This is a genomic window from Lentzea alba (assembly GCF_047445655.1).
Classification (GTDB): Bacteria; Actinomycetota; Actinomycetes; order Mycobacteriales; family Pseudonocardiaceae; genus Lentzea; species Lentzea alba_A.
The window spans coordinates 212462-237279 of sequence record NZ_JAJAEG010000006.1; the positions used below are offsets into that span (position 1 = coordinate 212462).

The window sequence follows — 24818 nt, forward strand, 5'->3', positions numbered from 1 at the left end:
AATAAGTTGCGTGAGCACCGAGACTGCGCCGCCGGCGCGAACTGGAGGGCCGGGGGTGACCAGACCTCTGGACAGGGAAGCGTGGGTCGAGCTGTACGACCGGCACGCCCGTGACCTGCACCGCTACCTGGCGCTGCGGGTGGACCCCGCGATCGCGGACGACCTCGTCTCCGAGGCGTTCCTCATCGCGTGGGAACGCCGTGAGTCGTTCGACCCCGCCCGCGCGAGCGTGAAGGCGTGGTTGTTCGGGATCGGCACGAACCTGCTCCGGCAGCACGTGCGGTCGGAGGGCAGACGCCTGCGGGCGTGGGCTCGCGACCACGGCCGGCGCGTGGTGGCCGATCACGTCGAGGACCGCACCGCGTCCGTTGTGGACGCCAAGTCGCTGATGGGCGACCTCAGCGAGGTGCTGGCGGACCTGCGGCCGGAGGAACGGGACGTGCTGCTCATGGTGGCGTGGGCCGATCTGAGCGCGGCCGAGGTGGCGGAGGTGACCGAGACGCCGGTGGCGACGGTCCGGACCCGGTTGTTCCGGGCTCGGGCCAAGCTGCGGGCGAAGATCAACGGACAGGAGGGCGACGATGAGTGACGAGAAGCGTCCGGTTGAGGACGAGATGGTCAAGTGGGCGATGTCGGACGTCGCCCCGATGAGCGACGAGGCTTTCTCGCGCGGCAAGGCCGCGTTGCTCGCCCGCATCGACGGCGAGGAGTCCGGGAAGGTGGTCCCGCTGGCGCCTCGCCGCCGGCGCCGGATCCCGCTCGTGGCCGCGGCCGCCGTGACCGTCCTGATCGCCGGTGCCGCGCTGATCGTGCCGTCGCTGACGTCGCGTGAATCCGGTCCGAACGTGGCCGCGGCCGACCTGCTGATCCAGGCCGCGGGAAAGGTCGGCGACGCGAAGCTGGAGCCGGGTCAGTACCTGTACGTGCTGCAGCAGGCCCGGTGGTCGAACAAGGACGGCAACGACTACAAGTGGATGTTCCTCACGGATCACAAGTTCGAGACTTGGATCCCGTACGACCGGAGCGGCACGTGGCTGCACCGGCGCACCAACGTCGGCGACAAGCAGTGGCTGATCGGTTCCGAGAAGGACGTGCCCTTCTCCGTGAAGGACCTGGAGCGCGAGGACGGTGAGTGGAAGATCGCGGGCGGCCGCTGGTTCGGCGACAAGGTCCCGGTGAGCTTCACGGACCCGACCGTCGAGTACATCGCCAAGCTCCCCCGTGACCCGCGCGAGCTCTACGAGAAGCTCAAGCGCGAGTCGCACGGCAAGAACCTGGTCCTGATGATCACCAGCGGCCTGGACACCGGCGTGTACCCGGCCGACGTGCGGTCCGCCGTCTTCAAGGCGCTGTCCTACGCGCCGGGGCTGGAGATCGTCGACACGGCCGCGGTGCTGGACGGCCGCACGGGCACCGCGCTCGGCATCACGGACCACGGCGTCACCCAGCAGATCGTCATCAACCCGGCCACCGGCGAGTACCTCGGGTCCCGCTCGGTGATGGCCGAGGACGCGTGGGGCCTGAAGAAGGGGCAGGTCATCGGGATCACGTCGCTGACCACGAAGGTCGTCTCCGCCATGGGGGCGGCGGCTTGAGAAGCGGGACCGGCCGTCGCGGCGGCCGGTCCCGTCAGATCTGGCTGGGCGCGCTCCGGCGGGCCAGCACGACCCACTTCTCGCCCGGCCGTTCCTGCAACCCGGGCCACCACCGCGGCGCGATCGCCTCACGCAGCTCATCGGCCCGCCGCAGCAACGTGCCCACCGCCGGTTCGCCTGCGACGATCACCGCGGACCCGTCGGTGTAGGTGAGCAGGAAGTCCTCGGTGACACCGAACCTCTTGGCCAGCACCGTGATGAGTTCACCGGTCTCGCTGGAGTCCGGCAGGTTCGCCGCCACGTCCGCCGCGAGCCGTGCGGCGCTCCAGCACGCGTCCCGGTCCCGGAACTCCTCCCGGTTCCTCGTCAGCGCGCGGCCGCTGCCGGCCAGATCGACGCGGGCCTCGACCACACCTCTGCTCTCCTCGTCGTCCCATCTCGCACAGACGGTGACGCCGTTGGCCAAGCGCTTGCGGTAGGTCTCTCGGCTGCCGTGACGGGTGAGCTCCCACCCGGCCACCGACTCCTCGTCGAACACGACAATCCCCTCGATGCTCCCCCCACCACGTTTCTACCGAAGATCGTCCCAGTTGTCACAAATGGGACGCGTATTTGGTCTGAACCTGTATGAGTGAACTTCTGCACCACCCCGCGCACGGCGACGGCCCGCCGCCGAAGGTCGAGATCCTGGCGGAGGTGCCGGCCATCGCCCCGATTCCGGACGGCCTGGTGGCGCGGACGGTCCGGGTCACCCTGCCGCCCGGCAGCCCCGGCGCGCCGCCGCACCGCCACCCCGGCCCCGTCTACGGCTACGTCGTCAAGGGCGCCACCACGTTCGAGCTCGAAGGCCGGCCGGAGCGGGTGCTCCGGGAAGGTGAGGCTTTCTACGAACCCGGCGGCGACGTGATCCACCTGCAGGGCGCCAACCACTTTGCCGACACCGAGTCCGTGCTGGTGGTGACCATGATCTGCGAGGCGGGCGCGCCGGTCCTCACGATCGTGCCGCCGGAGGAACTGGAGGCGCGCCGGCACCTCAGGGCGCCGCGTTCCTAGTTCGCTGTCACAGAACGGCACGCTGTCCGGTCTCAACTGGCATGAGCCACGACCACCAGACCGACATCCCCTTCGCCGGCGTGCCACCGAAGTTCGAGGTCATCGGCACCGTCTCGGAAGCGCCACGCGTCCCGGACGGTGCCCATGCCATGACGGTGCACGTCGTCATGCCTCCGGGCAGTCCCGGCACACCCGCGCACCGGCACTCCGGTCCCGCCTACGGTTACGTGATCTCCGGCGCCATCGTCTTCGAGCTCGAAGGCGAGCCCGAACGGGTCGTGCGGGCCGGCGAGACGTTCTGGGAGCCCGGTGGTGACGTCATCCACTACCAGGACGGCAACCACCTCGCTGACGAGGAATCCTCGTTCGTCGTCACGATGTTCTGCGCGCCGGGACAGCCGATGCTGACCGTGGTGCCGGAGGAGGAGCTCGAAGCGCGCAAGCACCTCCGGGCGCCGCGGCCGTGAAGACGTCGTTGAACGCATTGGTGCGCGACCATCTTGTGCTGGCGCAGGAGGCGTCCAGCGGGCGCAGTGCCGCGACCGTCCACGGTGGACACGAACGGTCGTTGCGGCAGACCGTGATGGCGCTGCGCAAGGGCGAGCACATGCACGAGCACGAGCACCCCGGCGAGGTGACCGTGCAGGTGCTGCACGGGAAGGTGCGGCTCGTCGTCGGGCCGCACTCCTGGGAGGCGGACCCCGGCGACCTGCTGACCATGCCCGAGGACCGGCACCGGGTAGAAGCCTTGGAAGACAGCGTTTTCCTGTTCACCACCGCGTTGCGACTGCGGTGAGAGCGAAAGGGGCGGGAAGTCCCGCCCCTTTCGCCTGTGTCACTCGACCAGCTTGCCGGCCGTGTCGACGTCCCTCATCAGCGACGCGATCTCGTCCGGTACGGGAGGGATCTCCTCCCGGTCGATCCAGCCGGGGCCCGACCACACCAGGTTCACCTGCAGCGCGGGATCGGTGTCCGGGAAGTCCGACCGGTTGTGACAGCCGCGGGTCTCGCGGCGTTCGAGGGCGCACTCCAGGGTCGCGCGGGCGGCGAGCGCCGAGGCCTTCAGGTCGAAGGCGTGGGCCAGGTCCTGGTACCCGGCGAGGTCGGGGTGCACGCCGACGTTGCGGATGCGTTCTTCCAGCTCGTCGAGTTCGGCGAGGCCCTTGCGCAGACCGGACTCGTCCCGCACGACGCCCGCGTGCTCGGTCATCGTGTTGCGCAAAGATCGTTGCAGCGCACGGACGTTCTCCGGGCCGTCGGCTTTCAGCAAGCCCTCGACCTCGGCCCGCGCCTCACCGAGCACGATCTTCGAACGCCGCTGGGCGCTCAAGGAGGACGAGTACTCGGCCGCGGCCTCACCGACGATCCGGCCGTACACCAGCAGTTCGATCAACGAGTTGCCGCCGAGCCGGTTCGCGCCGTGCAGTCCGCTCGACGCCTCACCGATCGCGTAGAGGCCGTCGACACCCGTTGAGTGATCAGCGGAGGAAACCCAGACACCGCCCATGGAGTAGTGCGCGGTCGGCGCGATCTCCACGGCCTCCTGGGTGATGTCCTTCATCTGCAGTTCGAGCAGGGTCTGGTACACCCTGGGCAACCGGCGCATGATCTGTTCGCGCGGCAGGTGCGAGACGTCCAGCCACACACCGCCGTTCGGGGTGCCGCGGCCCTCCTTGATCTCGGTGTACGCGGCCAGCGCCACTCTGTCGCGTGTGGACAGTTCCAGGCGCTTCGGGTCGTAGCGGGCCATGAATCGCTCCCCCAGCGCGTTCGTCAGCACACCGCCCTCACCGCGCGCGGCCTCGGACACCAGGGTGCCGGCCGCGTTCTCCGGTTCGAGCAGGCCCGACGGGTGGAACTGGACCAGCTCGGGGTCGCGGATCCGGCCACCGGCGAGCACGGCCAGCCGGAACGAGTCGCCGGTGTTCTCGTCACGCCGGCTGGACGTGCGCCGCCAGATGCGGGTGTGCCCGCCTGCCGCGAGGATCACCACGTCCGCGTGGAACACGTACTGCGTACCGGTCTGCAGGTCGAACCCGTAGGCGCCGAAGACCACGTTGTCCCGCACCAGGATCTGGGTGATGTAGCAGGAGTCGTGGATCGGGATGTCGAGCTGCGCGGCCCGGTTCACGAGCGTGCGCTGGATCTCCAGGCCGGTGTAGTCGCCGGCGAACGACGTGCGGCGGAACGTGTGCGCGCCGAAGAACCGCTGGGAGATCCGGCCGTCCTCCTCGCGCGCGAACGGCATGCCCCAGCGTTCGAGGTCGGCGATGCCGCGTCCGGCCTGTTCCGCGACGGTGCGGACGGTCTCCGGGTTCGCGAGGAGGTAGCTCTCCTTGATGGTGTCGGCCGCGTGCTGCTGCCACGTGTCGGCCTCGTCCATGGTGCCCAGCGCGGCGTTGATGCCACCGGCGGCGAGTGCGGTGTGCGCGTCCGCCTTGGGCCGCTTTCCGACGACCATCACGTCGACGCCGCGCTCGGCCAGCTCGATGGCGGCGCGCAACCCCGCACCGCCCGTGCCGATCACTAGTACCGATGTGGCTATCTGGTGTTCAGTCATCGCGGCCTCCGAAAACAACGCTGCCCGTGTCTCTACAAGTAGGACCAGGTGGCGACGCGATATGTGACTGTTAGCTGAACTACACGCGAGCCACGTCACTAGGATCGGGTCTGTGTTCGTGAAGCTCTGTGGTCTGCGCACCGAAGCCGATGTCGCCGTAGCGGTCGAGACCGGCGCTGACGCGGTCGGGTTCGTGCTGACCACCAGCCCCCGCCAGATCGACGTCGACCTGGCCGCCAGGCTCGTCGCCGCGGTGCCGTCACACGTGCTGACCGTGGCCGTGGTGCGCGGGATCACGGCCGCCGAGGCGGGCGAGCTGGCGTTGAAGAGCGGCGTGCAAGCGCTGCAGCTGCACGGCGACTACCTGAAGGACGCGTTCGACGAGCTTGCCGGGCAGCCGTTCGGGCTGTGGCGGGCGACCGCGCTCGGGCCGGACACCGACGTGCGCGCCGGAGCGTTCGGCGAGGAGACGCTGCTGATCGACTCCCCGGTCGCGGGGTCCGGTGAGCAGTGGGACATCACGAGGCTCGCCGACCGCAGGCCCACCGGGAAGTGGCTGCTGGCGGGCGGGCTGTCGCCGGAGACCGTCGCCGGGGCGATCGAGGTGGCTCAGCCGTGGGGCGTCGACGTGTCCAGCGGCATCGAGTCGAGCCGCGGCGTCAAGGACCACGGCCGGATGCGTGAGTTCGTCGCCGCAGCCCGCGGCTGAGCAGCGGCTTTCTAAGCAGCCGCACCCTTCCATTCACGCTCGTGAACCATCACCGGATCCCCCAATCCATCGATCGCGGCCGGTGACACGTACCCCCAGGCCGTGTCACCGGCCGTGCGCTGTTCATTTCAGTGGACGACACCCCGCCTTGTCAACTCGTTTGAACAGATACCGGGACTGGGCTACCGTTGTGTTCAATCCGCTGGATGTCAGGCGCACAAAGGGAGCAGCTGCCGTGGCTTCGGTCGACCCCGGCTCCATCGCGGCCAAGATCAACGCGTTGATCGACGAGCGCTGGGCGGACGAGAAACCGCCAGGCAACGCGGTGATCGCCAAGGCCATCCGCGACGAGACCGGGCTGTCGATCTCCACCGGCTACCTGTGGATGCTGCGCACCGGTCAGCGGGGCAACCCCACCGGGCCGCGGCTGCAGGCGCTCGCGAGGTTCTTCGGCAAGCCGCCCGCGTACTTCCTCGACGACGACGTCACGAACGACGACATGGAGCTCGCCTCGGCGCTGCACTCCGCGGGCGTGCGGATGATCGCGCTGCGGTCCAACGGGCTGTCTGAACGCAGCCAGCGCGCGATCCTCGACATGATCGAGCGGGCGCGCGAGATCGAGCAACTGGACGAAGAACGAGACAAGACCCCAAACGACCCCTCGGGTCGTGATTGACTACCGCCGGTGCCCGATCACCACCGGGCGTGCGGATGGAGGGACTTGCGGGAGCTCAGGCAGTTCCGGTTGCGTCGCCGGGCCCGCGCGGCGTTGCGCGGGTTGACGATGCCGGAGCCGTTCTCGGTCCAGGCGCTGTGCGACGAGGTGGCGCGCGTCCGCGGCCGGAAGCTCTTCCTGCACCCCTTCACCGAACCGCCCGTCGACGAGATGCCGTCCGGGTTGTGGGTCGCGACGGACGTGGCGGACCACGTCTTCTTCGAGCAGCAGACGAGCAGGTTCCACCAGGAACACATCATCTGCCACGAGATCGGCCACATGCTGTGCGGCCACGAGTCGCAGCGGGCCATGGCGCGCACCAGTTACACGACGGCGCAGGAACATGAAGCGGAAATGGTCGCGACGCTGATCCTCGAGCTCGCACGCCGGCGCACGCCGCCGGCGACCGAGACCGAGCGGCGGATCAGCGACGTGCTGGGGCTGAGTGATGAATGACTTCCTGATGGTGCTGGTGACCGTGGTGATCGTGCTGCGGCTGCCCGCGGTGCGGTCCGCGCAGCAGCGGCCGTTGTGGCTGATGTTGGTGATCATGGAGGTAGGCCACCTCGCCGGCTTCCCGGTCGTGGCCAAGATGATCAACGGGGTCTCCGGCGTGCCGCAGCTCGCGGACCTCACGCGTGGCCTGGCCGCGGTCGCGCTCTCGACGGCGTTGCTGCATCTCGCCGTGCACTTCCACGGTGCCGATCAGCGCGGGCGGACCACGCGGTTCGTGCTGGCCGCGATCACGATGGCCGGGCAGATCACCTGCTTCGGCATGGCGATCACGTCCGGTGACCCGCTGCGGCCCGGCTTCGCGCCCACGCCCGGCGCGCTGAACTGGGTGATGGGCTACTGGTTCTTCTTCCTGACGTACATGATCGGCACCCGGTTCGTCTCGTCGGTGTTGTTCTGGCGGCTGCTGCCACGGGTCCGGTCGCTGCCACGGGTCGGCATCCTGTTGCTGGCGCTGGCGACGGCGGTGAGCCTGGTCTACCTGCTCAGCCGGATCGGCAGCCTGTTCAGCACCGCGGTCTGGCTGCGCGACATCGGCCACTTCGGGGCCGCCACCTCGTTGGCACTGCTGGCTCTCGGTGCCTCGCTGGCCGCGCTCGCACCGTTGCGCGAGTCCTTTGTGGACTGGCTAGACTGCCGCCGGCTCCATCCGCTGTGGCACGACCTCGTCACGGCTTTCCCGCACATCGCGCTGCAGCCATCACGCAGCAGCATGCGCATGCGCCTGCAGCGGCGGATCATCGAGACCCGCGACGGCATGCTGAGCCTGCGCGAGTGGATCACCCCGGCGGACGAGGTCGACGGCGACTCGGCGGAGTCCACCGCGCGGTGGATTCGTCTTGCGTTGCAACGCATGCGGGACGGCGAACCGAAGTCGCCGGTCGTGCTGGACCTGGTGCGGCACGGCGGAACGGACACCGAGACCGAGCTGCGCTGGTTGCGCGAGCTGGCCAGGGCGTACCGGGCGTCAGCGGGAGACGCGCTCCCCGGCGCGAAAGACCGCGCGCACGTCCAGTAGCGCCGCGACGTCCTTCAACGGATCTCCCGCCACGGCAAGGAGATCGGCGTCGTGGCCGGGTGCGATCCTGCCCTTGCGCCCGCCGAGCCCACAGGACTGGGCGGCAACGCTGGTGGCGGCCGCGATGGCCTCGGCGGGCCGGAATCCGAGCACGTCGCAGAACTCGGCGACCCCGTGCGGCACCGAGTCGAACCGGCTGAACGGCCCGACCCCGGCGTCGGACGAGCAGACCAGCCGCACCCCGAGCTCGCGCATCCGGGCGAAGTTCTCCCGCACGCGCACGCTGATCGGCGGGAGCGGGTTGCCGGACGGCCGGCGCGCCGTCGTCGTGCTGACGTAGATCCCCTTTTGCACCAACAGGTCCACGGTGTCCCAGTCGGCGACGGCGCCTTCGGGGGTGAGGAAGAAGCCGTGTTCGATCGAGTCGACGCCGGCTTCGACCGCCGCCCTGATGCCAGCCGGCGCGTGCGCGTGCACGGCGACCGGGATCCCCGCCGCGTGCGCGATCTCCACGCCCGCCTTGATTTCGTCGGTCGTGTACTGCTGGTGGAACGGCGACGAGCCCGGCGTGATCGACCCACCGGTGACCATGATCTTCACGACGTCGACGCCGCGTTCGACCCGTTCGGTGACGGCCTTGCGGATGCCGTCGATCCCGTCCGCCTCACCGCCGAGGAACCAGCAGTGGCCGCCGGTCGTCGTCACGGGCGGACCGGAGACCAGCACCTCCGGGCCGGCGTCGCGGGCTTCGAGCGTCAGGTAGCTGCGGTCACCGAGGTCGCGCACGGTCGTGACGCCCGCGTGGAGGGCTTCCCGTGCGTTGGCGCGGATGCGTTGCAGCATCACGTCTTCCGCGTCGTGCTGCAGGTGTTCGGCCGCCTTGCCGTCGGGGTCGAACCCGAGGTGCACGTGCGCGTCGACGAGGCCGGGCAGCAGTGTGACGTCGCCGAGGTCGACGACCTGAAGGTCAGCTCGAGCGTGCGTGACGTCGACGATCTTGCCGTCCGCGATCACGACCAACGGCTTTCCGGCGATCTCACGCTCTCCGTCGAAGATCCGCTCTGCCCTGATCGCGTACTTCATGCGCCCAGGCTAGTTGATCAATGTGTGGAGCCGCCGAGGTGCTCGGGCAGCACGGTGACGGCGGCCTTCGAGGCCGAGTACGGCGGAGGTGCTGGAGGCGGTGTCAGACCTGCGGCTGGAGTCGGCGCGGGCCGACTTCGTGCGTCAGTTCCGGCGGGCGCTGGACGTGCTGATCGCGGGGCTCACGACCTCGCGCGACGCCACAGCCTGAACGCCAGCAGCCCCACCGCGAAGACGCCGGCCACGCCGATCACAACGGACCAGAACCCCGTCCAGTCGGCCTTCTTCGGCAGGGCGTCGAGCTGCCGGTCGCGCGCCCCGAACCGCGTCACCAGCTCGGTCCGGTTCAGCACCAGGGTGTCCACGCCGTTGACCTCGACGGCGACGGCGTCGAGCGGTCCCTTGTGGGTCGTCCACACGAGCTTCGCGGCGCGGTCCGCCGCCTGCTCGGCCGGCTCGGACTTGGTCCTGAGCTCCACCAGGACGAGGTCCTGACCGGGCGCCGGCTGACTGTGCCCGACGCTGGTCCAGTCGTAGCCGGCCTCGGACAGCCGCTGCAGCGTGCCCTGCAGGTCCCCGCGCTCGGGCGGAGGCTCGGCGCAACCCGCGATCAGCAGGCACAGCAGCAGGACCAGGGCTCTCGGCATGCCGGTGATGCTAGGTCGTGCAGGGCGGCTGGTAGTCGTGATCGCGAAATTGTGCCGACCACTCCTCGCGCGTGATCGCGGTGCCGGCCAGCTCGCAGATCCTCTTGGCGGCGGCCTCCACGTCGGAGTCCCAGAACCGGATCGTGCCCTCGTCGCTCGTCACGGCCACGCGCCGCCCGTCCGGCGTGAAGATCACCCCGACCACGGTGGCCTCCGGACTGCGCAGCGTGGCGACCAGCGCGGGCTTCACGGGATCGTCGATGCTCCACAGCTGGGTGGCGCGGTCGCCGCCGGTGGTGATGAGCGAGCGGTTGTCCGGAGCGAACCGGACCCGGTTGATCGGTCCACTCTGGTCGGTGATGGTCGCCAACGCAACAGAGTCGGCGACGCGCCACAGCCGTGCGGTGCGGTCGAGTCCGGAGGCAGCGACCATCGAACCGTCCGGGCTGAACGTCACGCTGATGACCGCCTCGCGGAAGCCGGTCAGCTTGGCGGTCAGGCGCGGGTTCGCCCGGTCGGTGAGGTCCCACAACCGGACGGCGCGGTCGGTGTTGGCCGACGCCAGGCGTTTGCTGTCCGGGCTGAAGGCGACGCCGTTGACGTTGCGGACGTTGTCGGTGAGGGTCGTGAGTCTCCGAGGCGGGGTGGCCGTGACGTCCCACAGCACGAGGTCGCCCGCGTCGTCGCCAGAGGCCAGCGTTGTGCCGTCGGGGCTCCAGGCCAGGGTGGTGACCGTTTCGCGGTAGCCGTCGAGCACGGCCACCGGCTGACCGGTGATGTCCCACAGGCGGACCGTGCGGTCTCGGCTCGCGGTCGCCACAACGGTGCCGGACGGGTTGAAAGCCACGGAGTACACCGAGTCGGTGTGCCCGGTCAGCGTCGTGAGCGGGGTGAGCGTGCGGAAGTCGGTGCGCCACAGGCGAACCGTCGGGTCGAGGCTCGCCGTGGTCGCGGCCAGGCCGCTCGCGGGGTGGGTGTAGAAGCCCTCCAGGGAGGTGGCGTGGCCGGTCGAGCTCGTCAGCGGGTCGTGCCACAGGTACGCGCGCCCGGCGCTGCTGGAGCTGGCCAGCAGGGCGCCGTCGCGGCTGAACGCGACGTCGCGGACGCGGTTCGGCTGGGTGAGGCGGCCGGTTTCGCGGCGGGTGGCCACGTCCATGATCCGGACGATGCCGTCGTTCGAGCCCACGGCGAGCTTGTCGTCGTGGAAGGCGAGGCCGCGGACCAGCGAGTCCGGGCCGGGGAACGACGTGACCGCGCCGTCGTAGAGCCACAGGGCGTGGGTCTCGTCGGCGATCGCGAGCTTGCCGTCCTGGCTCCACGCGAGGCCGCTGATCGGGCCCTCCGCCCTCATGATCTGCCGGTCGCCCACGAAGACCCCGCCGTCCGCGCCCGCGGTGGCGAGCACGCCGGACGGGCTGTACGCGACGCGGTAGACGTCGCCCTCGTGCCGCACCGGCGCGGACTCGGCCTTGCCGGACTTCAGGTCCCACACCTGCGCGGTGGCTCCCGCGGTCGCGAGCCGGGTCCCGTCGGGACTGAACGAAACACCCGCGGCCGCGGCTTTCGGTTCCAGGGCGGTGATCTGCCGCCCGTCGGCGTCGAACAGCCGCACGCCCTCGCGGCCCGCCACCGCGAGGCGTTGGCCGTCGGGGCTGAACGCCACGTCGGTCACGCGGCCGGTGTTGGGCAGGGTGGCGATCTTCCGCGAGTCCCGCCACAGTTCGGCGACGCCGTCGACGGCTCCCGTGGCGAGCAGGCGGCCGTCCGGGGACAGCGCGATGGTGTCGACCTGGTCGCCCGCGCCGTGCAGGCGGGTCGGGAACGACGCGGCGAACGTGCTCAGCACAGCGCCGCGGGCCTCAGGTGTGGGCGAGATCCGGTACGCCGCAAGGCCGATCTGGGCGGCGAGCGACGGATCGGTGGCCATCAGCCCGGCGGCGTGCTCGCCGCCCTGCCGCGACGTCGCCCGGTCCCGGTCGGTGACGGCCTGCTGCCACTGCACCAGCGCGGCAACGCCCGCCACCGTCGTGAGCAACACGAAAACCATCAGTGCCGCAACGAGTTTCCGCAGTCGTTTGTTGCGACGAGCCGTGTTCTCCTGCTCCGCCGCCTCCGACTCCAGACTGGCCGACAGGAACCGCTTTTCGCGCGGTGTCAACGCCTCCGGGTTCGCCGCGGCCCAGTCGCGGGCCGACGCGAGCCGCACACCCCGGTACAGCGCGCCGGGATCGTGTCCGACCGCCGCCCACGTCTCGGTCGCCTCGCTGAGCTGCCGGTGCAGCCTAAGTCCCTCGCGGTCGTCGGAGAGCCACTCGCGCAACCGCGGCCAGCTGCGGATCAACGCCTCGTGCGTCAGCTCCAGGGTGTTGTCGTCGATGGTGATCAACCGGGCCGCGGCCAGCTTCTCCAGCACGTGCACGGTGAGGTCGCTGTCGTCCAGCGACTCGCGGGTGATGCGGCGTTTGGTGTCCGCCGTGCCCTCACCGATCGCGGTGAGGCGCAAGAAGATCTGCCTTGCCGCCACCTGCCCGGCCGGGTCGAGTGATGCGTAGGCCTCCTCGCCGCTGCGGGCGATCGCGTGCTGGATCCCGCCGGCCTCCTCGTAGCCCTCGACGGTGAGCCGCAGCCCGCGCCGCCGTCGCCACGTCTCCAGCAACGCGTGCGACACCAACGGCAACGCGGCGGGCTGCCCGGCCGCCTCCGCCACCAACCGGGCCACCAGCGCGGTGTCGAGGACGCAGCCTTCCCTGGAGGCGGGCTGGGTGATGGCCTGGCGCAGTTCGTCGGCATCCATCGGGCCGACCAGGACCTGGCTGTCCTGCAAAGCTTTCACGAGCTCCGGGTACCGTCCACAGTGGCCGTAGAAGTCCGCGCGCACCCCGATGACGACCCGGCCGTGCCGCGCCGAGGCCCTGACGAGTGCTTCCACGAACCACGCCCGTTCGTCCTCGTCCTGGCACAGCGTGAAGACCTCTTCGAACTGGTCGACGACGACCAGCACCTCGTCGGCCACCATCCCGAGGTACACGTGCAGGGCGGCGGGATCCTTGAGGTCTTCCAGGACCTGACCTACCCGCGTGCCGGTCAGCTCGGCCATCCGCAGCGCGCATTCCTCGCGTGGACGGGCTCCTGGCGTGAAGACAACGGACGGTGTGTTGGTGCGTGCGACCAAACCGGCCCGGAGCAGTGAGGACTTGCCCGAGCCGGACGCCCCGAACACCCCGAGGAACCGCCGTTCCGACGACCGTCGCACCAGCTCGGCGATCAGCACGTCCCGCCCGAAGAACCTGTCGGAGTCCTCGACCTGGAACGCGGCCAGCCCCAGGTAGGGCGGCCGGACACCTTCAGCAGGCGGTTCGGTCAGCTCCTCGGACAGCTCGTGCCACCGCCGCCGCCACTCCTCGGCGTCACCCCCGCACGCCTCGACGTACGCGAGCGTCACGGCCAGCGTCGGCAGCTTCCGCCCGCTCGCCGCGTCCGACAGCACGGTCACCGAGTAGTGCGCCTGCTTGCTCAGCTCGCGGTAGGTCGGTTTGCCCGCCTTCTCCCGCAACCGCCGCAGGTCCGCCGCGAAGCTCAGCAGCGAGCTGTCCTCGGGCCCGAGTGGCCGTTCCGGTCGAGGCATGTGGAGCGTCTCCCCTGGCAAGCTTCTGTTCCGCTAGGCGGAACGGTAGCCCGGAATGTCCTCCACTCGGCCGTACACCGGCAACCCGCGTTCCCGGGCGAGCCTCACGTCCTCGTCCGCACCGGTCGACTCCCCCGGCAACCTCAACACCGCGTCACAGTGCCTCAACAGGCGTTCCGCGGTCGGGTACATGATCTCCTCGGCGATCGGGTCCAACGGCGAACTGCCGCCCGCACCACGCAGAACCGGCAGCGCCACCCACTCGCCGATCATCGGCACGTGCCCGCTGCGGAAGATCGGCCACGCCGCCTCCTCCAGCCGTTCGAGGTTGCGCGCCATCAGTTCGGGGTCGTCCCCGGTACCCGACCGGTAGGGCCCCGCGATCAGAATCAGCATGCGATCGACCATAATGTGCAAGACTCGGCAGAAACAAGGAGAAACGTGCATGCTCGCTGCCCAACGCCGTGACCTGCTGCTCGAACGCCTGCGCACGGACGGCCGGATCGTCGCCAAGGACCTCGCTCTCGAAGTGGGGATCTCCGAGGACACGATCCGCCGCGACCTGCGCGATCTCGCCGCGGCCGGTCTCTGCCAGCGCGTCTACGGCGGCGCGCTGCCCGTCTCCCCCGCGATCGCCGACTACGCCACGCGCCAGGGCGTTCAGCCGGACAGCAAGCAACGCGTCGCGCGAGCAGCAGCGAAGCTCATCGAGCCGAACGCCACCGTGATCCTCGACGGCGGCACGACCACGCTCGCGTTGGTGCGCGTGCTACCGCTCGACCTACGAGCCACGGTCGTCACGCACAGTCCGACGATCGCGAGCGCGCTGGCGGATCACGAGAACGTGGAGGTCTACGTGATCGGCGGACGCCTGTTCAAGCACTCGATGGTCGCCTGCGGTGCCGCCGCCGTGGAGGCCGCACGGGGTGTGCACGCCGACCTCTTCTTCCTCGGCGTCACGGGCGTCCATCCCGAAGCAGGCCTCACCACCGGAGACGCCGACGAAGCCGCGATGAAGCGCGCGCTCGCGGGTCAGGCCGCCGACACGTACGTGCTGGCCAGCGCGGAGAAGATCGGCGCGGCGTCCCGGTTCACCGTGCTGCCGTTCACCGAGGTCGCCGGCGTGATCACCGACGCGCCCACCCCCGTGCTGGAGGCGCCGGTCATCCCCGCGTGAGCTGCGGCTCGTCCATCGCCTCCCACACCTCTCGCGCCCGCCCCGGCTCGTCCAGCACGGCAAGCGCCCGGCCGAGGCCGAAGAGCGTGTTCGCGATCTCGTAGGTGTCGCCGAGCTCGCGGCGGAGCTCCAACGCCTGCCTGTACCGTTCGACAGCTCGCGCCGGTCGTCCACTGTGGAGCTCGACGTGCCCCAGAGTGTCCAGGGCGTACCCCTCGCCGACGCGGAAGCCGACCTCCCGGTGCAGCGTGAGTGAGAGCTCGCCGTGTTCGCAGGCCGTTGCCGTTGGGCCACACGCCGTTGTTCGTCCGCGGCGCGCGTGTTGTCGAAGACGCTGGTGCCGCCTGATCTGGAGCTGCTGGACGACCTCTACTAGTAGGTGATCCGCAGAAAACCCTTGGGAGAACCGTACTTCAGGCCACACGCGGTGAGCGCGAGCACGCCGTGGCCCTCCCAGTCGCCCTCGAAGTACTTGGGGTTGGCGGACATCGCCTCGGCGACGTCGGTCGCGTAGCAGTCCTCCAGGTCGTCGGCCTCGTCGCTCCAGTCGTGCGGCAGGCTCAGGCCGTCCTCGCAGTCGAGGGGCTCGCCGATCTGCTCGTCCGGGTTGTCCTCGTCGTAGTGGCGGATCACCTCGCCGCCCTCCGCGATGCACCACTCGTTCCCGCCGCCCTGGCAGTGCATGGCGTAGTAGTGCACCTCGCCGAACACCGCGCTGAGCACCGCGCAGATCTCCCGGACCCCACGGTCGGCGTGCGCGAACGGCTCGCCGAACACGAGCGTCCAGCCGTCCCACGCGCCGGTGACGTAGACCCTGGCGCAGCGGACGTGCTCCTCCGCCTTGGCCCACGAGTGGTGGTCGTTGTTCCAGGCGTCGCCGCCGAGGATCTTGGTCACCGGCGTCGGATCTTTCAGACCGCAGACCTCGAGCACGGCCTGCTGGTTGTCGGTCTTGATCGCGTACCAGCCGCCGCAGAGGTGCATCGGCTCGCTGGAGTACATGTCCTCCTCGACCTTGACCTCGATGAACCGCTTGAGCACTCGGCGGTCCCGCTCGTCGAAGGCGTCAGGTCCGGCGACCTCGGCGATGCCCTGCCACGCGCCCCTGCGCACCGCGCCCTTCGTCGTTCTCCGCGCCTCCTGCAGGTACGGCAACGCCTCGGGCCCCGCAGACCCGAACGCCCACCGCGCTTCCCGTCCCACGTAGTAGTCGTCATCGCCCAGCAGCGGCAGGAGTTCGTCGGCGTGCTTCAACGCGCTCTCGCCGCGGAACATGCTCGCGGCGTGCAGGCGCACGGTCCGGTGGGGATGCCGGGTCAGCGCCGCGTAGGTCTCGTCGCCGGCGCTCAGCAGCGAGAACACCCGGCACGCCTGCCGGCTGACCTGGGCGTCCTCCGTCGTGGCGATGAGGTCGACGAGCCCCTCGAACGTCGTGAGCCCGTGCTCGGCCGCGAAGTCCGCGGCCTCGTTCCGGAAGTCGTCCCGGTCCATTCCGTCGAGCAGCGCCCGAATCTCCATGGCGCGGCAGGATACCTGTTAGTCCGAAGTGGACTTCCCATTCGGCCGGACGGCCCACTCTTGACTCTCCGCCGCAGGTGGACGACCCTACGAAACCGATGAGTACCTCAAGTTTGACCGAGGAGCACGTCAAGCCGGCAGTGCGATGGAGCATCGGCCACGCCCTGCCACGGGCGGTGCTGCGCCTGGCAGCCCGCCGCGGCGACCTGCAGGGTCGCATCACCGTCGAAGCCTCCAGCGGCGCCGACCTCACCGATCTGTTCAACGAGATCCGCGCGCGAGGCCCGTTGGCCGCCACCAAGGTCGGCCACACCACGGCCCGGCACGCGAGCGTGCGCGAGATCCTCACCAGCGACGCCCTCGTGACGACCCGCCCCCGCTACGGCGCCGGCATCCTGGGCCGGCTGGCCGCGTGGTCCGCCACGGACATCACGCACCCCGTGCAGCCACCGTCGCTGCTGGTCGTCGAACCCCCGCAGCACACCCGCTACCGCAAGCTGGTCACCCGCGTCTTCACCGCCCGCGCCGTGGAACAGCTGCGCGCCCGCACCCAGTCGATCGCCGACTCGTTGCTGGACAGCCTCGACCCCACCAACCCGGTCGATCTCATCGAGACCTACTGCGGCCTGCTCCCGGTCACCGTGATCAGCGAGATCCTCGGCGTCCCGCACTCGGAACGCGCGAAGGTCCTGGCCCTGGGCGCGGCCGCCGCCCCCAGCCTCGACATGGGCCTGTCGTGGCGCGTCTTCCGCAGCGTCGAGTCCACTCTGAGCAGCTTCGACACCTGGCTGACCCAGCACCTCGACGCCCTGCGCGCCAACCCCGGCGACAACCTGCTGAGCCGCCTGATCACCGCCCGCGAGGACGGCGAGGGCCTCACCGAACGCGAGCTCAAAGCCACCGCGGGCCTGGTCCTGGCCGCGGGCTTCGAAACCACCGTCAACCTCCTCGGCAACGGAATCGCCCTGCTCACCCAGCACTCGTCGCAACTCGAAGTCCTGCGCTCGCGACCCGACCTGTGGGCCAACGCCGTCGACGAGGTGCTGCGTTACGACCCGCCGGTGCTGATGACGGGCCGGATGTGTTTTGCCGACACCACTATCGCCGGCGTTCCCGTGCGGCGCGGCCAGTTCGTCACCGCCGTGCTCGCCGCGGCCAACCGCGACCCGTCCGTCTTCGATAACCCCGCCGCGTTCGACGTGACCCGCCCCAACGCCCGCGACCACGTGTCGTTCGGCGCCGGCCGCCACTACTGCCTGGGCGCCCAGCTGGCCCGCATGGAGGGCGAGATCGGCCTGCGCTCGATCTTCGAACGGTTCCCCGACCTGCGGGCGTTGCCCGGTGCGCGACGCCGCCCGACCCGCATCCTGCGCGGCTTCGAACGCCTCCCCACCCAGCTCTATTGAACGATCGTTCAAACATCTCTAGGTTCTGACGGATGGGTGTCACGGCGGCGGACGTACATCGCATCTCTTCCGGCTACCACGAGGATCCCGCGCGCTCGATGTCGTTGCGCGCCGAGGCGTACGTCGAGCCTCAGTGGCACTCCTACGAGCTGAAGACGGTCTTTTCCCGTACGTGGCAATGGATCTGCCACGTCGAGCAGCTCCGCGAACCCGGCAACTACGTCGCCGCGACCGTGGCCGGGATGCCGATCGCGATCGTCCGCGACCGGGAAGGCACGCTCCGGGCGTTCTACAACGTCTGCAAGCACCGCGCGCACGAACTCCTCAGCGGCGCGGGCACGACGCGCAACATCGTGTGCCCGTACCACGCGTGGACGTACGACCTGAACGGCTCGCTGAAAGCCGCACGCCGCGCTGACCGCATGGAAACCTTCGACAAGAACGAGATCTGCCTGGACCAGGTGCAGGTCGAGGAGTTCTGCGGGTTCGTCTACGTCAACCTCGACGCCACCGCGAAACCTCTCGCCGAACAGGCACCAGACCTCAAGGCGGAGATCGACTTCTGGGCCCCGAACGTCGCGAACCTGACGCACGCCAAACGGCTCACGTACGAGCTCAACTCCAACTGGAAGAACGTCGTCGACAACTTCCTGGAGTGCTACCACTGCCACATCGCACACCCGGAGTTCGTCGACCTGGTCGACATGGGCACGTACGACGTGAAGACGCACGGCATCTGGTCGAGCCACTTCGCCGAGGCCGGCAAGCACGAGAACTCGGCGTACGACGTGTCCGGCGCGACGGTCAACCAGCACGCGGTGTGGTGGTTGTGGCCCAACACCTGCCTGCTGCGCTACCCCGGCCGCGACAACTTCATGGTGTTGCAGATCCTGCCGGACGGCCCGGAACGGACGAAGGAGACCTGGGACTTCTACTTCGAGACGACCGAACTCACCGCCTCGGAACAGGACGGGGTCCGGTACATCGACGAAGTGTTGCAGCAGCAGGACATCGGCATCGTCGAAAGCGTGCAGCGGGGAATGCGCACCCCCGCGTTCGACCAGGGCCGGATCGTCTACGACCCGCAGGGATCAGGCCTGTCCGAACACGGGGTGCACCACTTCCACGGACTGCTCCTCGACGCCTACCGCGAGGAGTGCTGAGCTACCGGGTCGACCACGTGCGCGGCGACGGAGTCCGGGGCGAGATCCCACAGGATGACGCGCGGGTCGGCGCCGGCGGAGACGAGCCGCGTGCCGTCGATCGCGAGGGCGTTGGCGGGGCCGGTGTGCCCGGTGAGAGAGGCGATCTGAGTGCGGGAAGCGATGTCCCACAACGTGATCGCCGTGTCGCTGCCGGCCACGGCGAGGACGTTTCCGTTGACCGCGATCTCGCGCACGGCTCCGCGCTGACCGGGTAGCACCCCGATCTCGCGGCGGCGCGCGACGTCCCAGAGGGTGATCGTGCCGGTCGCGTCGCCGGTGATCAGCGTGGTGCCGTCGGGGGTGAAAGCGATGTCGCGCAACGCTGTGTTGCGTTCGCTCAGCACGGCGAGGCTGCGGTCGTGTTCGACGTCCCACAGGACCAGGCGACCGTCCTCGCCGCCGGACGCGAGCAGGTGGCCGTCCGGGCTGAACTGCAGCGCGTCGACCTCGGCGGTGTGGGCGGCGGGGAGGACGCGTGCCGGGGCGTCGGAGCGGGGATCGAAGAGCCGGATCGTGCGGTCCGCGCCACCGGAGGCCGCTAGATCTCCCTTGCTGGTCAACGAAAGTCCGGTGACCGGGCCCTGGTGTCCCGCGAACGTGCGCAGTGCTCGGCGTGCGGCGATGTCCCACACGGTGACCTGGCCGTCCTCCCCCGCGGACAACAGCGTGCCGTCGGGGTGGAAGAGCACAGACTTCACGGCGGCGGGCGTTGTGAGGACGTGGCGCCGCACGCCGTCCTGACCCCACACCATGATCGTACGGTCGGCGCCGCCGGTCGCGACGGTGCCGTCGGCAGTCATCGCGACGGAGAACGGCGGGACGGCGTGTCCGGTGAAGGGCGGTAGAGCCACTGGCCACAGGCTGACGCTGTCGTCGCCGCCCGCGGCGATGCGGCTGCCGTCCGGGCTCAGGGCCGCCGCGAAGAACGCCCCGGTCCTGCCGATCAGACCCGTCAGCCAGCCGCCGGTCGCGGACCACCAGCGGATGCTGCCGTCGTCGCTCGCGGACATGAGCTTGCCGCCGTCGGGTGTGAAGCGGACCGAACGCAGGCCGGCGGTGTGGCGGCGCAGGAACCGGGGTTCTCCGTCACCTGCGCGCAGCACGACCTGGCTGTCCGCGCCGCCGGTGGCGATCGAGGTGCCGCTGAGCGCGATCGTGCGAACGGCGCTGTCGTGGTCGCGGTAGGTCCGGGCGGCACCCGTCTGCCGGTTGTGGATCTGCGCGCCCTTCTCCCCTGCCAATCCGACGAGATCGCCGCTCAGCGTGATGCCGTTCAAAGAGCCCAGATCGTGCGGGATCCGCGCCGACTCACGCCAGCCCGCGTCCGAGCGTTCCCACAGCACCGCGGTGCCGTCGTTCGAAGCCGACGCGAGCAGGCGGCCGTCGGCGCTGAACTCCAGGCCGTTGATCCGGCCGTGTGGCAAGGAGATCTGTTGCTGAGGTGTGCGGTTGTTCAGGTTCCACACGATGATCTGGCCGTCGTCGGATCCGGAGGCCACGACAGGAGCGTCGGGGTGGAACGCGAGTGCGTGGACCGGTGCCTGATGTCCGGTGAGTGCGACAGGAGCCCCGGAGTCGCGGACCAGCACCGACCTGTCGTCACCGGCTGAGGCGAGCATTCCGTTGCTGCTCAAGGCCACCGCCCGCACCGGACCGCGATGGTCCTTGAACACGGTGCGCGCGGGCTTGTAGGCGGCGGTGCTGAGCAACGCGCCCAACGCCTCCGACGTCGGGGCGGTCCGATAGGCCGACACGGCAAGGGCTTTCGCCGCGTCCGGCCACGACTCGCTCAGGTCCTGCGCCTGCAGGGCGAGCTGACGTGACTGGGCGATGTGCTGTTCAGCGACCGCTGCTCTGCGTTGGACGGCTGCGGCGACCGCCACGGTCACGGTCACGACCAGCAGCACGGCGAGTGTCCGGACCAACGTGCGCAACCGGCGCGTGTGCCGTTTTGCCGTTGCCAGCTCGGTGTTCTCCAAGGCCGAGCTGGCGCCCAGGAACTCGCGCTCGAGCTCGGTGGACAGCACCGGCCAGTCAGGTGCCTCCGCGATCGCGCGTGCCGTGGCCAGCCGCACACCCCGGTACAGCGAACCGGGATCGCGGTCCAAGCAGACCCACGCCTGCGCCGCGGCGGTGAGATCGCGGTGCCGGCGCAGGTGTTCGCGGTTCTCGTCGATCCAGCCGCGCAACCGGGGCCACGCCTCGATCATCGCCTCGTGGGCCAGCTCGACCCCGCCCTCGGTCACCACGACCAGCCGCGCCGTCGTCAACGCGTCGACCGCGGCTGCCGTATCAGCAGGATCACCGGCGTCGAGGACCTCGTCCAGCGGGGCGCGGCGCCGCACGTCGACCAGGTCGTCCTCGCTGGAGACCAGGCGCAGCAACACTCCTCGCATCGCGACTTGGCCGGCGGAGTCCAGTGTGGTGTAGACGTCCTCGGCGGTGGCCGCGATCGCGCCGCTCACCCCACCGGCGTCCCGATATGCCTTGAGCGTCAACGTTCCGTTCTCGCGTCGCCGCCACGTCTCCAGCAAGGCGTGGGAGAGCAGCGGCAACGCGCCGGGTCTGCCATGGGTGTCGGTGAGCGCGGCGGTCACCATCGCGGGTTCCAGCGACAACCCCGCCGCCGGCAGCTCGATCGCCCGGCGCAGCTCGTCCAGGTTCATGGGTCCGACCAGCACTTGGGCGTCGCGCAACGCCTCCACGAGAGCCGGTATCGCCGCGCACCGGCCGAGGAAGTCGACTCGTCCCCCCACGACCACTCGCGCTTCCGACTTCAGCAGAGCGGCGATGAACTCGTCCCGTTCGTTGTCGTCCCGGCACAGCGTGAAGATCTCCTCGAACTGGTCGACGACGATCAGTTCCGCTGGGCCGGCCCGACGCAGCTCCACGAGCGGGTGCTCGGTGGGCGTCAACACGACCGTTTTGACCGCCATCGCAGGCACCAGTCCCGCGCGCAGCAGCGACGACTTGCCGCACCCCGACGGCCCGAAAACCCCGAGGAACCGGTTGTTCTCCAGCTTGGCCACCAGGTCTGCGACCAACGCCTCCCGGCCGTGGAACCGTTCCGCGTCCTCGGCCTGGAACGCCGCGAGTCCCAGGTACGGCGCGATGTGCTCGTCCCAGCCGGGGGCTTCGAGTCCTTCCGCCACCTCACGCCAGTACTCGGTCCACGCGTCGAGGTCGCCCTCGCACGCCCGCACGTATCCGAGCGTCACCTCCAGCGAGGGGAACTGCGTCCCACCGGCCGCCTCCGACAACGCGGTCGTGCCGAAATGCGCGCGTCTGGACAACTCCCGGTAGCTCGGCGAGCCGGCCTTCTCCCGCAACTGCCGCAGCTCCCACGCGAACCGCGCCACCGGGCCGGTCTCGGGGTCGATCTTGCGTTCCGGCCTTCCCATCGGGTCCTCCCGCCAGGGCCGTTGATTGTCCAGTGCTGATCGGGGCTGCTGGACAACTCGCGGCCGATTAAGAACCTCTCCAAACAGAGGAGATCGACATGCGACGCTTTTGGTTGCCCTTGCTGGCGGCCGTTTCGTTGACATCAACACCCGCGCTCGCGGCACCGGACCAGATCACCGAGCGCGACGGCAGCGCGTTCTCGCTCACCGCGGACTGGTCGCTCGACGCTCGAGCCGCTGCTCTGACGACCGAACTGGGCACTCGTCGCCCGGTGTCGGAGGTGCTCAATGCCGCCAACCGCAGCACCAACTCGTGCTCCGAAAGCCGCAAGCAGGCCCAGCCGGAGTACTACGACCGCACGGACATCCCGCTCCCCGCGGACAAGATCCTGCGCAGCAGCGCCAGGTTCTGCTGGGACGACGGCGACAGCCTGGTGTCGTACTGGGTTCCGCAGGGCGTCAGCGGCTCGTCCGACGCGGACGACGACGAGCTCTGGGGCTCGGACCGCGTGCTGCTGGTCGCCTGGTACCACGACAAGGGCAAGGCCGGCACGCACGAGAGCCACGGCGTGCGGATCTCGTTCGTCGACCGCAACACCGGCAAGTACCGCCACGTCCTGCTCGCCGAACCGACGAGCAACACCAACTTCAAGCCGGTCCCGATCCACGCGGGCGGCATGGCGTGGCTCGGCCGCTACCTCTACATGGCCGACACCTCGCGCGGCATCCGGGTGTTCGACATGGAACGCATCCTCGAAGTCTCAACCGCGCGCGACGACGTCATGGGGTTGTCCGGCGGCTCCTACTACGCCTACGGCTACCGCTATGTGCTGCCGCAGGTCGCTTCCTACAAGCAGTCGATCGTGCCCGCGTCGCCGTGCCTCCCGCAGGCCAACGCGTTGTGCTTCTCCTCGCTCGCCCTGGACCGCAGCACGGCCCCGGACACCCTGGTCGTCGGCGAGTACCGCGACGGCCGCAGCACCGACCCCGCCGTCGAGGGCGGCCGCGTCGTGCACTACCCGGTCGACGCTTCGACCCGGAAGCTGACGTTGTCCGGCGGCAAGGCCGTGCCGCGCACCGCGGTCACCATCCCGAAGACCAACGTCCAGGGCGTGCAGACGTGGAACGGCCGCTACTACCTCGGCCGGAGTTCCGCCGACAAGCACAGCTTCATGTTCTCTGGTGGCGTGGGTGCTGCCATGACCACCTACAGCTGGGCCGTCGGCGGGGAGGACCTTTACTACGAGCACGGCAGCGGTCTGGTGTGGACCGCCACCGAGCACGCTTTCAACGGGTCCGGCACGCAGATCGACAAACGCGTCGTGTTCGGCGTGCCGCTCAACACAATGGGCTGAGCGCGTTCACGAGACTGGCGGCCGCTTCCTTCACAGCGGCCGCCACGTCCTGCCGCCCGGCCTCAACGCCACCCACGAACACCCGCTCGACGTTCCCGGGATGCGCCGCCGTCACCACTGCCGCGACGGGGTCGGCCGTGCCGACGAGGTTGATGTCGTCAGCCCGCAGCACCACCAGATCCGCATGCTTGCCCACGCCGAGCGACCCCACCCGGTCTGCCATCCCGAGCGCCGCCGCACCCTCGATCGTCGCCATCCGCAGCACGTCGGCGGGAGTGACGTGCACGCCCTCGCTGAACTGAGCCGTCAGCAACGTGGCGCGCATGGTCGAGAACATGTCCCCGGCCACCGCCGCCACGGTGTCCGAGGCCAGACCCGTGAGCACTCCGAGCGATCGCGTCCGGCGCACCATCGGCGCCCCGTGACCCATCCGCGCCTCCAACGCGGGTGCGATCGACACCCCCGCACCGGCCTCCGCGATCAGCTTCAGCTCGTCGTCGGAGAGGCCGTTGCCGTGCACGAACGTCATGTTCGCGTCGAGCAGGCCGCGGTCGCGCAGGGCCGAGATCGAGTTCGCGTCTCCGCCGATGTGCGTCACGACCCGTTGCCCCAGTGAGCGGGCCAGTGCCCAGTCCTCCTCGACCTCGGCCATCCCGCCGAACGACGGCCCCGGCGCGGCCAGCACAACGTCGATCAACCCACCGGCCAGCCCCGCAGCACGCCTGACGTCGTCCACAGAGGACCGTGTTAGAGGCTGCCCGTAGCCGAACTGCGCCCGCACTCCCGATGAGCGCAGTCCTTCCACCCCGGCCTCGGCGTACGCGAAGGACGGCGAGTGCGAGAAGTCCTGCACCGTCGTGATCCCGGACGCCAGGCACTCCAGCGCGCCGGCGAGGTTGCCGATCCGCAGGTGCTCGGGTGTGAGCACGGGCTGTACGGGCCGCAGCAGCTTCTCCAGGTACTCCCCCAGCGACATGTCCGCGGTGAACGAACGCAGCAACACCTGCCACAGGTGCCGGTGCGTGTCGACGAAACCCGGCAGCACGATCCGGTCCGTGCAGTCGATCACGCGGTCGACGACCAGATCCTTGCCCACCGCGGTGATCCGGCCGTCCGACACCAGCACGTCGGTACCGGGCCGGACGACGACCGGATCCGTGTCGATCACCAGGGCGTTGCGCAGCACGAAGTCCATCAGATCCCCCTCACGCGAAAGCTTTCTTAAAAGCTATCACGAC

23 protein-coding genes are annotated in these 24818 nt (G+C 69.7%); 13 read left to right on the forward strand and 10 right to left on the reverse strand.

Annotated features, from left to right (window positions below):
* Positions 1-55 precede the first annotated feature (55 nt).
* Both LFM09_RS11960 and LFM09_RS11965 read left to right on the forward strand, forming a co-directional pair.
* A complete protein-coding gene (locus LFM09_RS11960; protein WP_414096447.1) occupies positions 56-589 on the forward strand; it encodes an RNA polymerase sigma factor in 534 nt (177 codons plus the stop codon).
* Positions 582-1595 (forward strand): CU044_5270 family protein, encoded by a 1014-nt coding sequence (locus tag LFM09_RS11965; protein ID WP_414096448.1) that lies wholly within the window; start codon positions 582-584, stop codon positions 1593-1595. Before LFM09_RS11960 ends, LFM09_RS11965 begins: the two co-directional genes overlap by 8 nt.
* A 34-nt stretch (positions 1596-1629) precedes the next feature.
* Here the strand turns inward: LFM09_RS11965 and LFM09_RS11970 are convergent, their stop codons facing one another.
* Positions 1630-2133: a hypothetical protein gene (locus LFM09_RS11970; RefSeq protein ID WP_414096449.1), complete on the reverse strand. Its 504-nt coding sequence runs from the start codon at positions 2131-2133 to the stop codon at positions 1630-1632.
* 89 nt (positions 2134-2222) lie between these two features.
* Here LFM09_RS11970 and LFM09_RS11975 point away from each other — a divergent pair, with 89 nt between their 5' ends.
* The 3 genes from LFM09_RS11975 to LFM09_RS11985 are packed head-to-tail and all read left to right on the forward strand — an operon-like array spanning position 2223 to position 3444.
* A complete protein-coding gene (locus tag LFM09_RS11975) occupies positions 2223-2648 on the forward strand; it encodes a cupin domain-containing protein (RefSeq protein ID WP_414096451.1) in 426 nt (141 codons plus the stop codon).
* A gap of 41 nt (positions 2649-2689) precedes the next feature.
* Entirely contained in the window at positions 2690-3115 is a 426-nt protein-coding gene (locus tag LFM09_RS11980) for a cupin domain-containing protein (protein WP_414096453.1), read from the forward strand.
* A gap of 8 nt (positions 3116-3123) precedes the next feature.
* Positions 3124-3444, forward strand: a complete 321-nt coding sequence (locus LFM09_RS11985; RefSeq protein WP_414096454.1) for a cupin domain-containing protein — start codon at positions 3124-3126, stop codon at positions 3442-3444.
* 39 nt (positions 3445-3483) lie between these two features.
* On the opposite strand, the gene LFM09_RS11990 is transcribed toward LFM09_RS11985, so the two are convergent.
* Positions 3484-5208 (reverse strand): L-aspartate oxidase, encoded by a 1725-nt coding sequence (locus tag LFM09_RS11990; protein ID WP_414096456.1) that lies wholly within the window; start codon positions 5206-5208, stop codon positions 3484-3486.
* 112 nt (positions 5209-5320) lie between these two features.
* Here LFM09_RS11990 and LFM09_RS11995 point away from each other — a divergent pair, with 112 nt between their 5' ends.
* The 4 genes from LFM09_RS11995 (at position 5321) to LFM09_RS12010 (ending at position 8163) form a co-directional block, all read left to right on the forward strand.
* On the forward strand, positions 5321-5917 hold the full coding sequence (locus LFM09_RS11995) for a phosphoribosylanthranilate isomerase (protein WP_414096457.1): 597 nt from the start codon (positions 5321-5323) through the stop codon (positions 5915-5917).
* Between the two features lie 235 nt (positions 5918-6152).
* Positions 6153-6593: a hypothetical protein gene (locus LFM09_RS12000; protein ID WP_414096458.1), complete on the forward strand. Its 441-nt coding sequence runs from the start codon at positions 6153-6155 to the stop codon at positions 6591-6593.
* 45 nt (positions 6594-6638) lie between these two features.
* Positions 6639-7088 (forward strand): ImmA/IrrE family metallo-endopeptidase, encoded by a 450-nt coding sequence (locus LFM09_RS12005; protein ID WP_414096459.1) that lies wholly within the window; start codon positions 6639-6641, stop codon positions 7086-7088.
* Positions 7081-8163, forward strand: a complete 1083-nt coding sequence (locus LFM09_RS12010; protein WP_414096460.1) for an MAB_1171c family putative transporter — start codon at positions 7081-7083, stop codon at positions 8161-8163. The genes LFM09_RS12005 and LFM09_RS12010 overlap by 8 nt, the downstream gene beginning before the upstream one ends.
* Here the strand turns inward: LFM09_RS12010 and LFM09_RS12015 are convergent.
* The 4 genes from LFM09_RS12015 to LFM09_RS12030 form a co-directional block, all read right to left on the reverse strand.
* The gene (locus LFM09_RS12015; RefSeq protein ID WP_414096461.1) at positions 8113-9246 is read right to left on the reverse strand and encodes an amidohydrolase family protein; all 1134 of its coding nucleotides are present in this window, start codon (positions 9244-9246) and stop codon (positions 8113-8115) included. The genes LFM09_RS12010 and LFM09_RS12015 overlap by 51 nt on opposite strands.
* Positions 9247-9428: 182 nt before the next feature.
* Positions 9429-9893, reverse strand: a complete 465-nt coding sequence (locus tag LFM09_RS12020; protein WP_414096462.1) for a hypothetical protein — start codon at positions 9891-9893, stop codon at positions 9429-9431.
* A 10-nt stretch (positions 9894-9903) separates the two neighbouring features.
* A complete protein-coding gene (locus LFM09_RS12025; protein WP_414096463.1) occupies positions 9904-13518 on the reverse strand; it encodes a hypothetical protein in 3615 nt (1204 codons plus the stop codon).
* A gap of 33 nt (positions 13519-13551) precedes the next feature.
* Positions 13552-13914, reverse strand: a complete 363-nt coding sequence (locus LFM09_RS12030; protein WP_414096464.1) for a DUF4406 domain-containing protein — start codon at positions 13912-13914, stop codon at positions 13552-13554.
* A 49-nt stretch (positions 13915-13963) separates the two neighbouring features.
* Between LFM09_RS12030 and LFM09_RS12035 the strand changes: the two genes are divergently transcribed.
* Positions 13964-14695, forward strand: coding sequence for a DeoR/GlpR family DNA-binding transcription regulator (locus tag LFM09_RS12035; protein ID WP_414096465.1), 732 nt, complete (start codon positions 13964-13966; stop codon positions 14693-14695).
* Here the strand turns inward: LFM09_RS12035 and LFM09_RS12040 are convergent.
* Together LFM09_RS12040 and LFM09_RS12045 are read right to left on the reverse strand one after the other, a co-directional pair.
* The gene (locus LFM09_RS12040; RefSeq protein ID WP_414096466.1) at positions 14682-15119 is read right to left on the reverse strand and encodes a tetratricopeptide repeat protein; all 438 of its coding nucleotides are present in this window, start codon (positions 15117-15119) and stop codon (positions 14682-14684) included. The genes LFM09_RS12035 and LFM09_RS12040 overlap by 14 nt on opposite strands.
* Positions 15068-16213 (reverse strand): HEAT repeat domain-containing protein, encoded by a 1146-nt coding sequence (locus tag LFM09_RS12045; protein WP_414096467.1) that lies wholly within the window; start codon positions 16211-16213, stop codon positions 15068-15070. The genes LFM09_RS12040 and LFM09_RS12045 overlap by 52 nt, the downstream gene beginning before the upstream one ends.
* 98 nt (positions 16214-16311) lie before the next feature.
* Between LFM09_RS12045 and LFM09_RS12050 the strand changes: the two genes are divergently transcribed.
* Together LFM09_RS12050 and LFM09_RS12055 are read left to right on the forward strand one after the other, a co-directional pair.
* Positions 16312-17619: a cytochrome P450 gene (locus LFM09_RS12050; RefSeq protein WP_414096468.1), complete on the forward strand. Its 1308-nt coding sequence runs from the start codon at positions 16312-16314 to the stop codon at positions 17617-17619.
* 32 nt (positions 17620-17651) lie between these two features.
* Positions 17652-18782 (forward strand): aromatic ring-hydroxylating oxygenase subunit alpha, encoded by a 1131-nt coding sequence (locus LFM09_RS12055; RefSeq protein ID WP_414096469.1) that lies wholly within the window; start codon positions 17652-17654, stop codon positions 18780-18782.
* Here LFM09_RS12055 and LFM09_RS12060 read toward each other — a convergent pair.
* Positions 18764-22225, reverse strand: coding sequence for a hypothetical protein (locus tag LFM09_RS12060; protein WP_414096470.1), 3462 nt, complete (start codon positions 22223-22225; stop codon positions 18764-18766). The two genes, LFM09_RS12055 and LFM09_RS12060, sit on opposite strands and share 19 nt — an antisense overlap.
* Before the next feature lie 98 nt (positions 22226-22323).
* On the opposite strand from LFM09_RS12060, the gene LFM09_RS12065 reads away from it, so the two are divergent.
* Positions 22324-23580 carry a hypothetical protein gene (locus LFM09_RS12065; RefSeq protein WP_414096471.1) on the forward strand — a complete coding sequence of 419 codons (1257 nt, stop codon included), beginning with the start codon at positions 22324-22326 and terminating at the stop codon, positions 23578-23580.
* On the opposite strand, the gene LFM09_RS12070 is transcribed toward LFM09_RS12065, so the two are convergent.
* Positions 23564-24775: an amidohydrolase family protein gene (locus LFM09_RS12070; RefSeq protein ID WP_414096472.1), complete on the reverse strand. Its 1212-nt coding sequence runs from the start codon at positions 24773-24775 to the stop codon at positions 23564-23566. The genes LFM09_RS12065 and LFM09_RS12070 overlap by 17 nt on opposite strands.
* Positions 24776-24818: the final 43 nt, after the last annotated feature.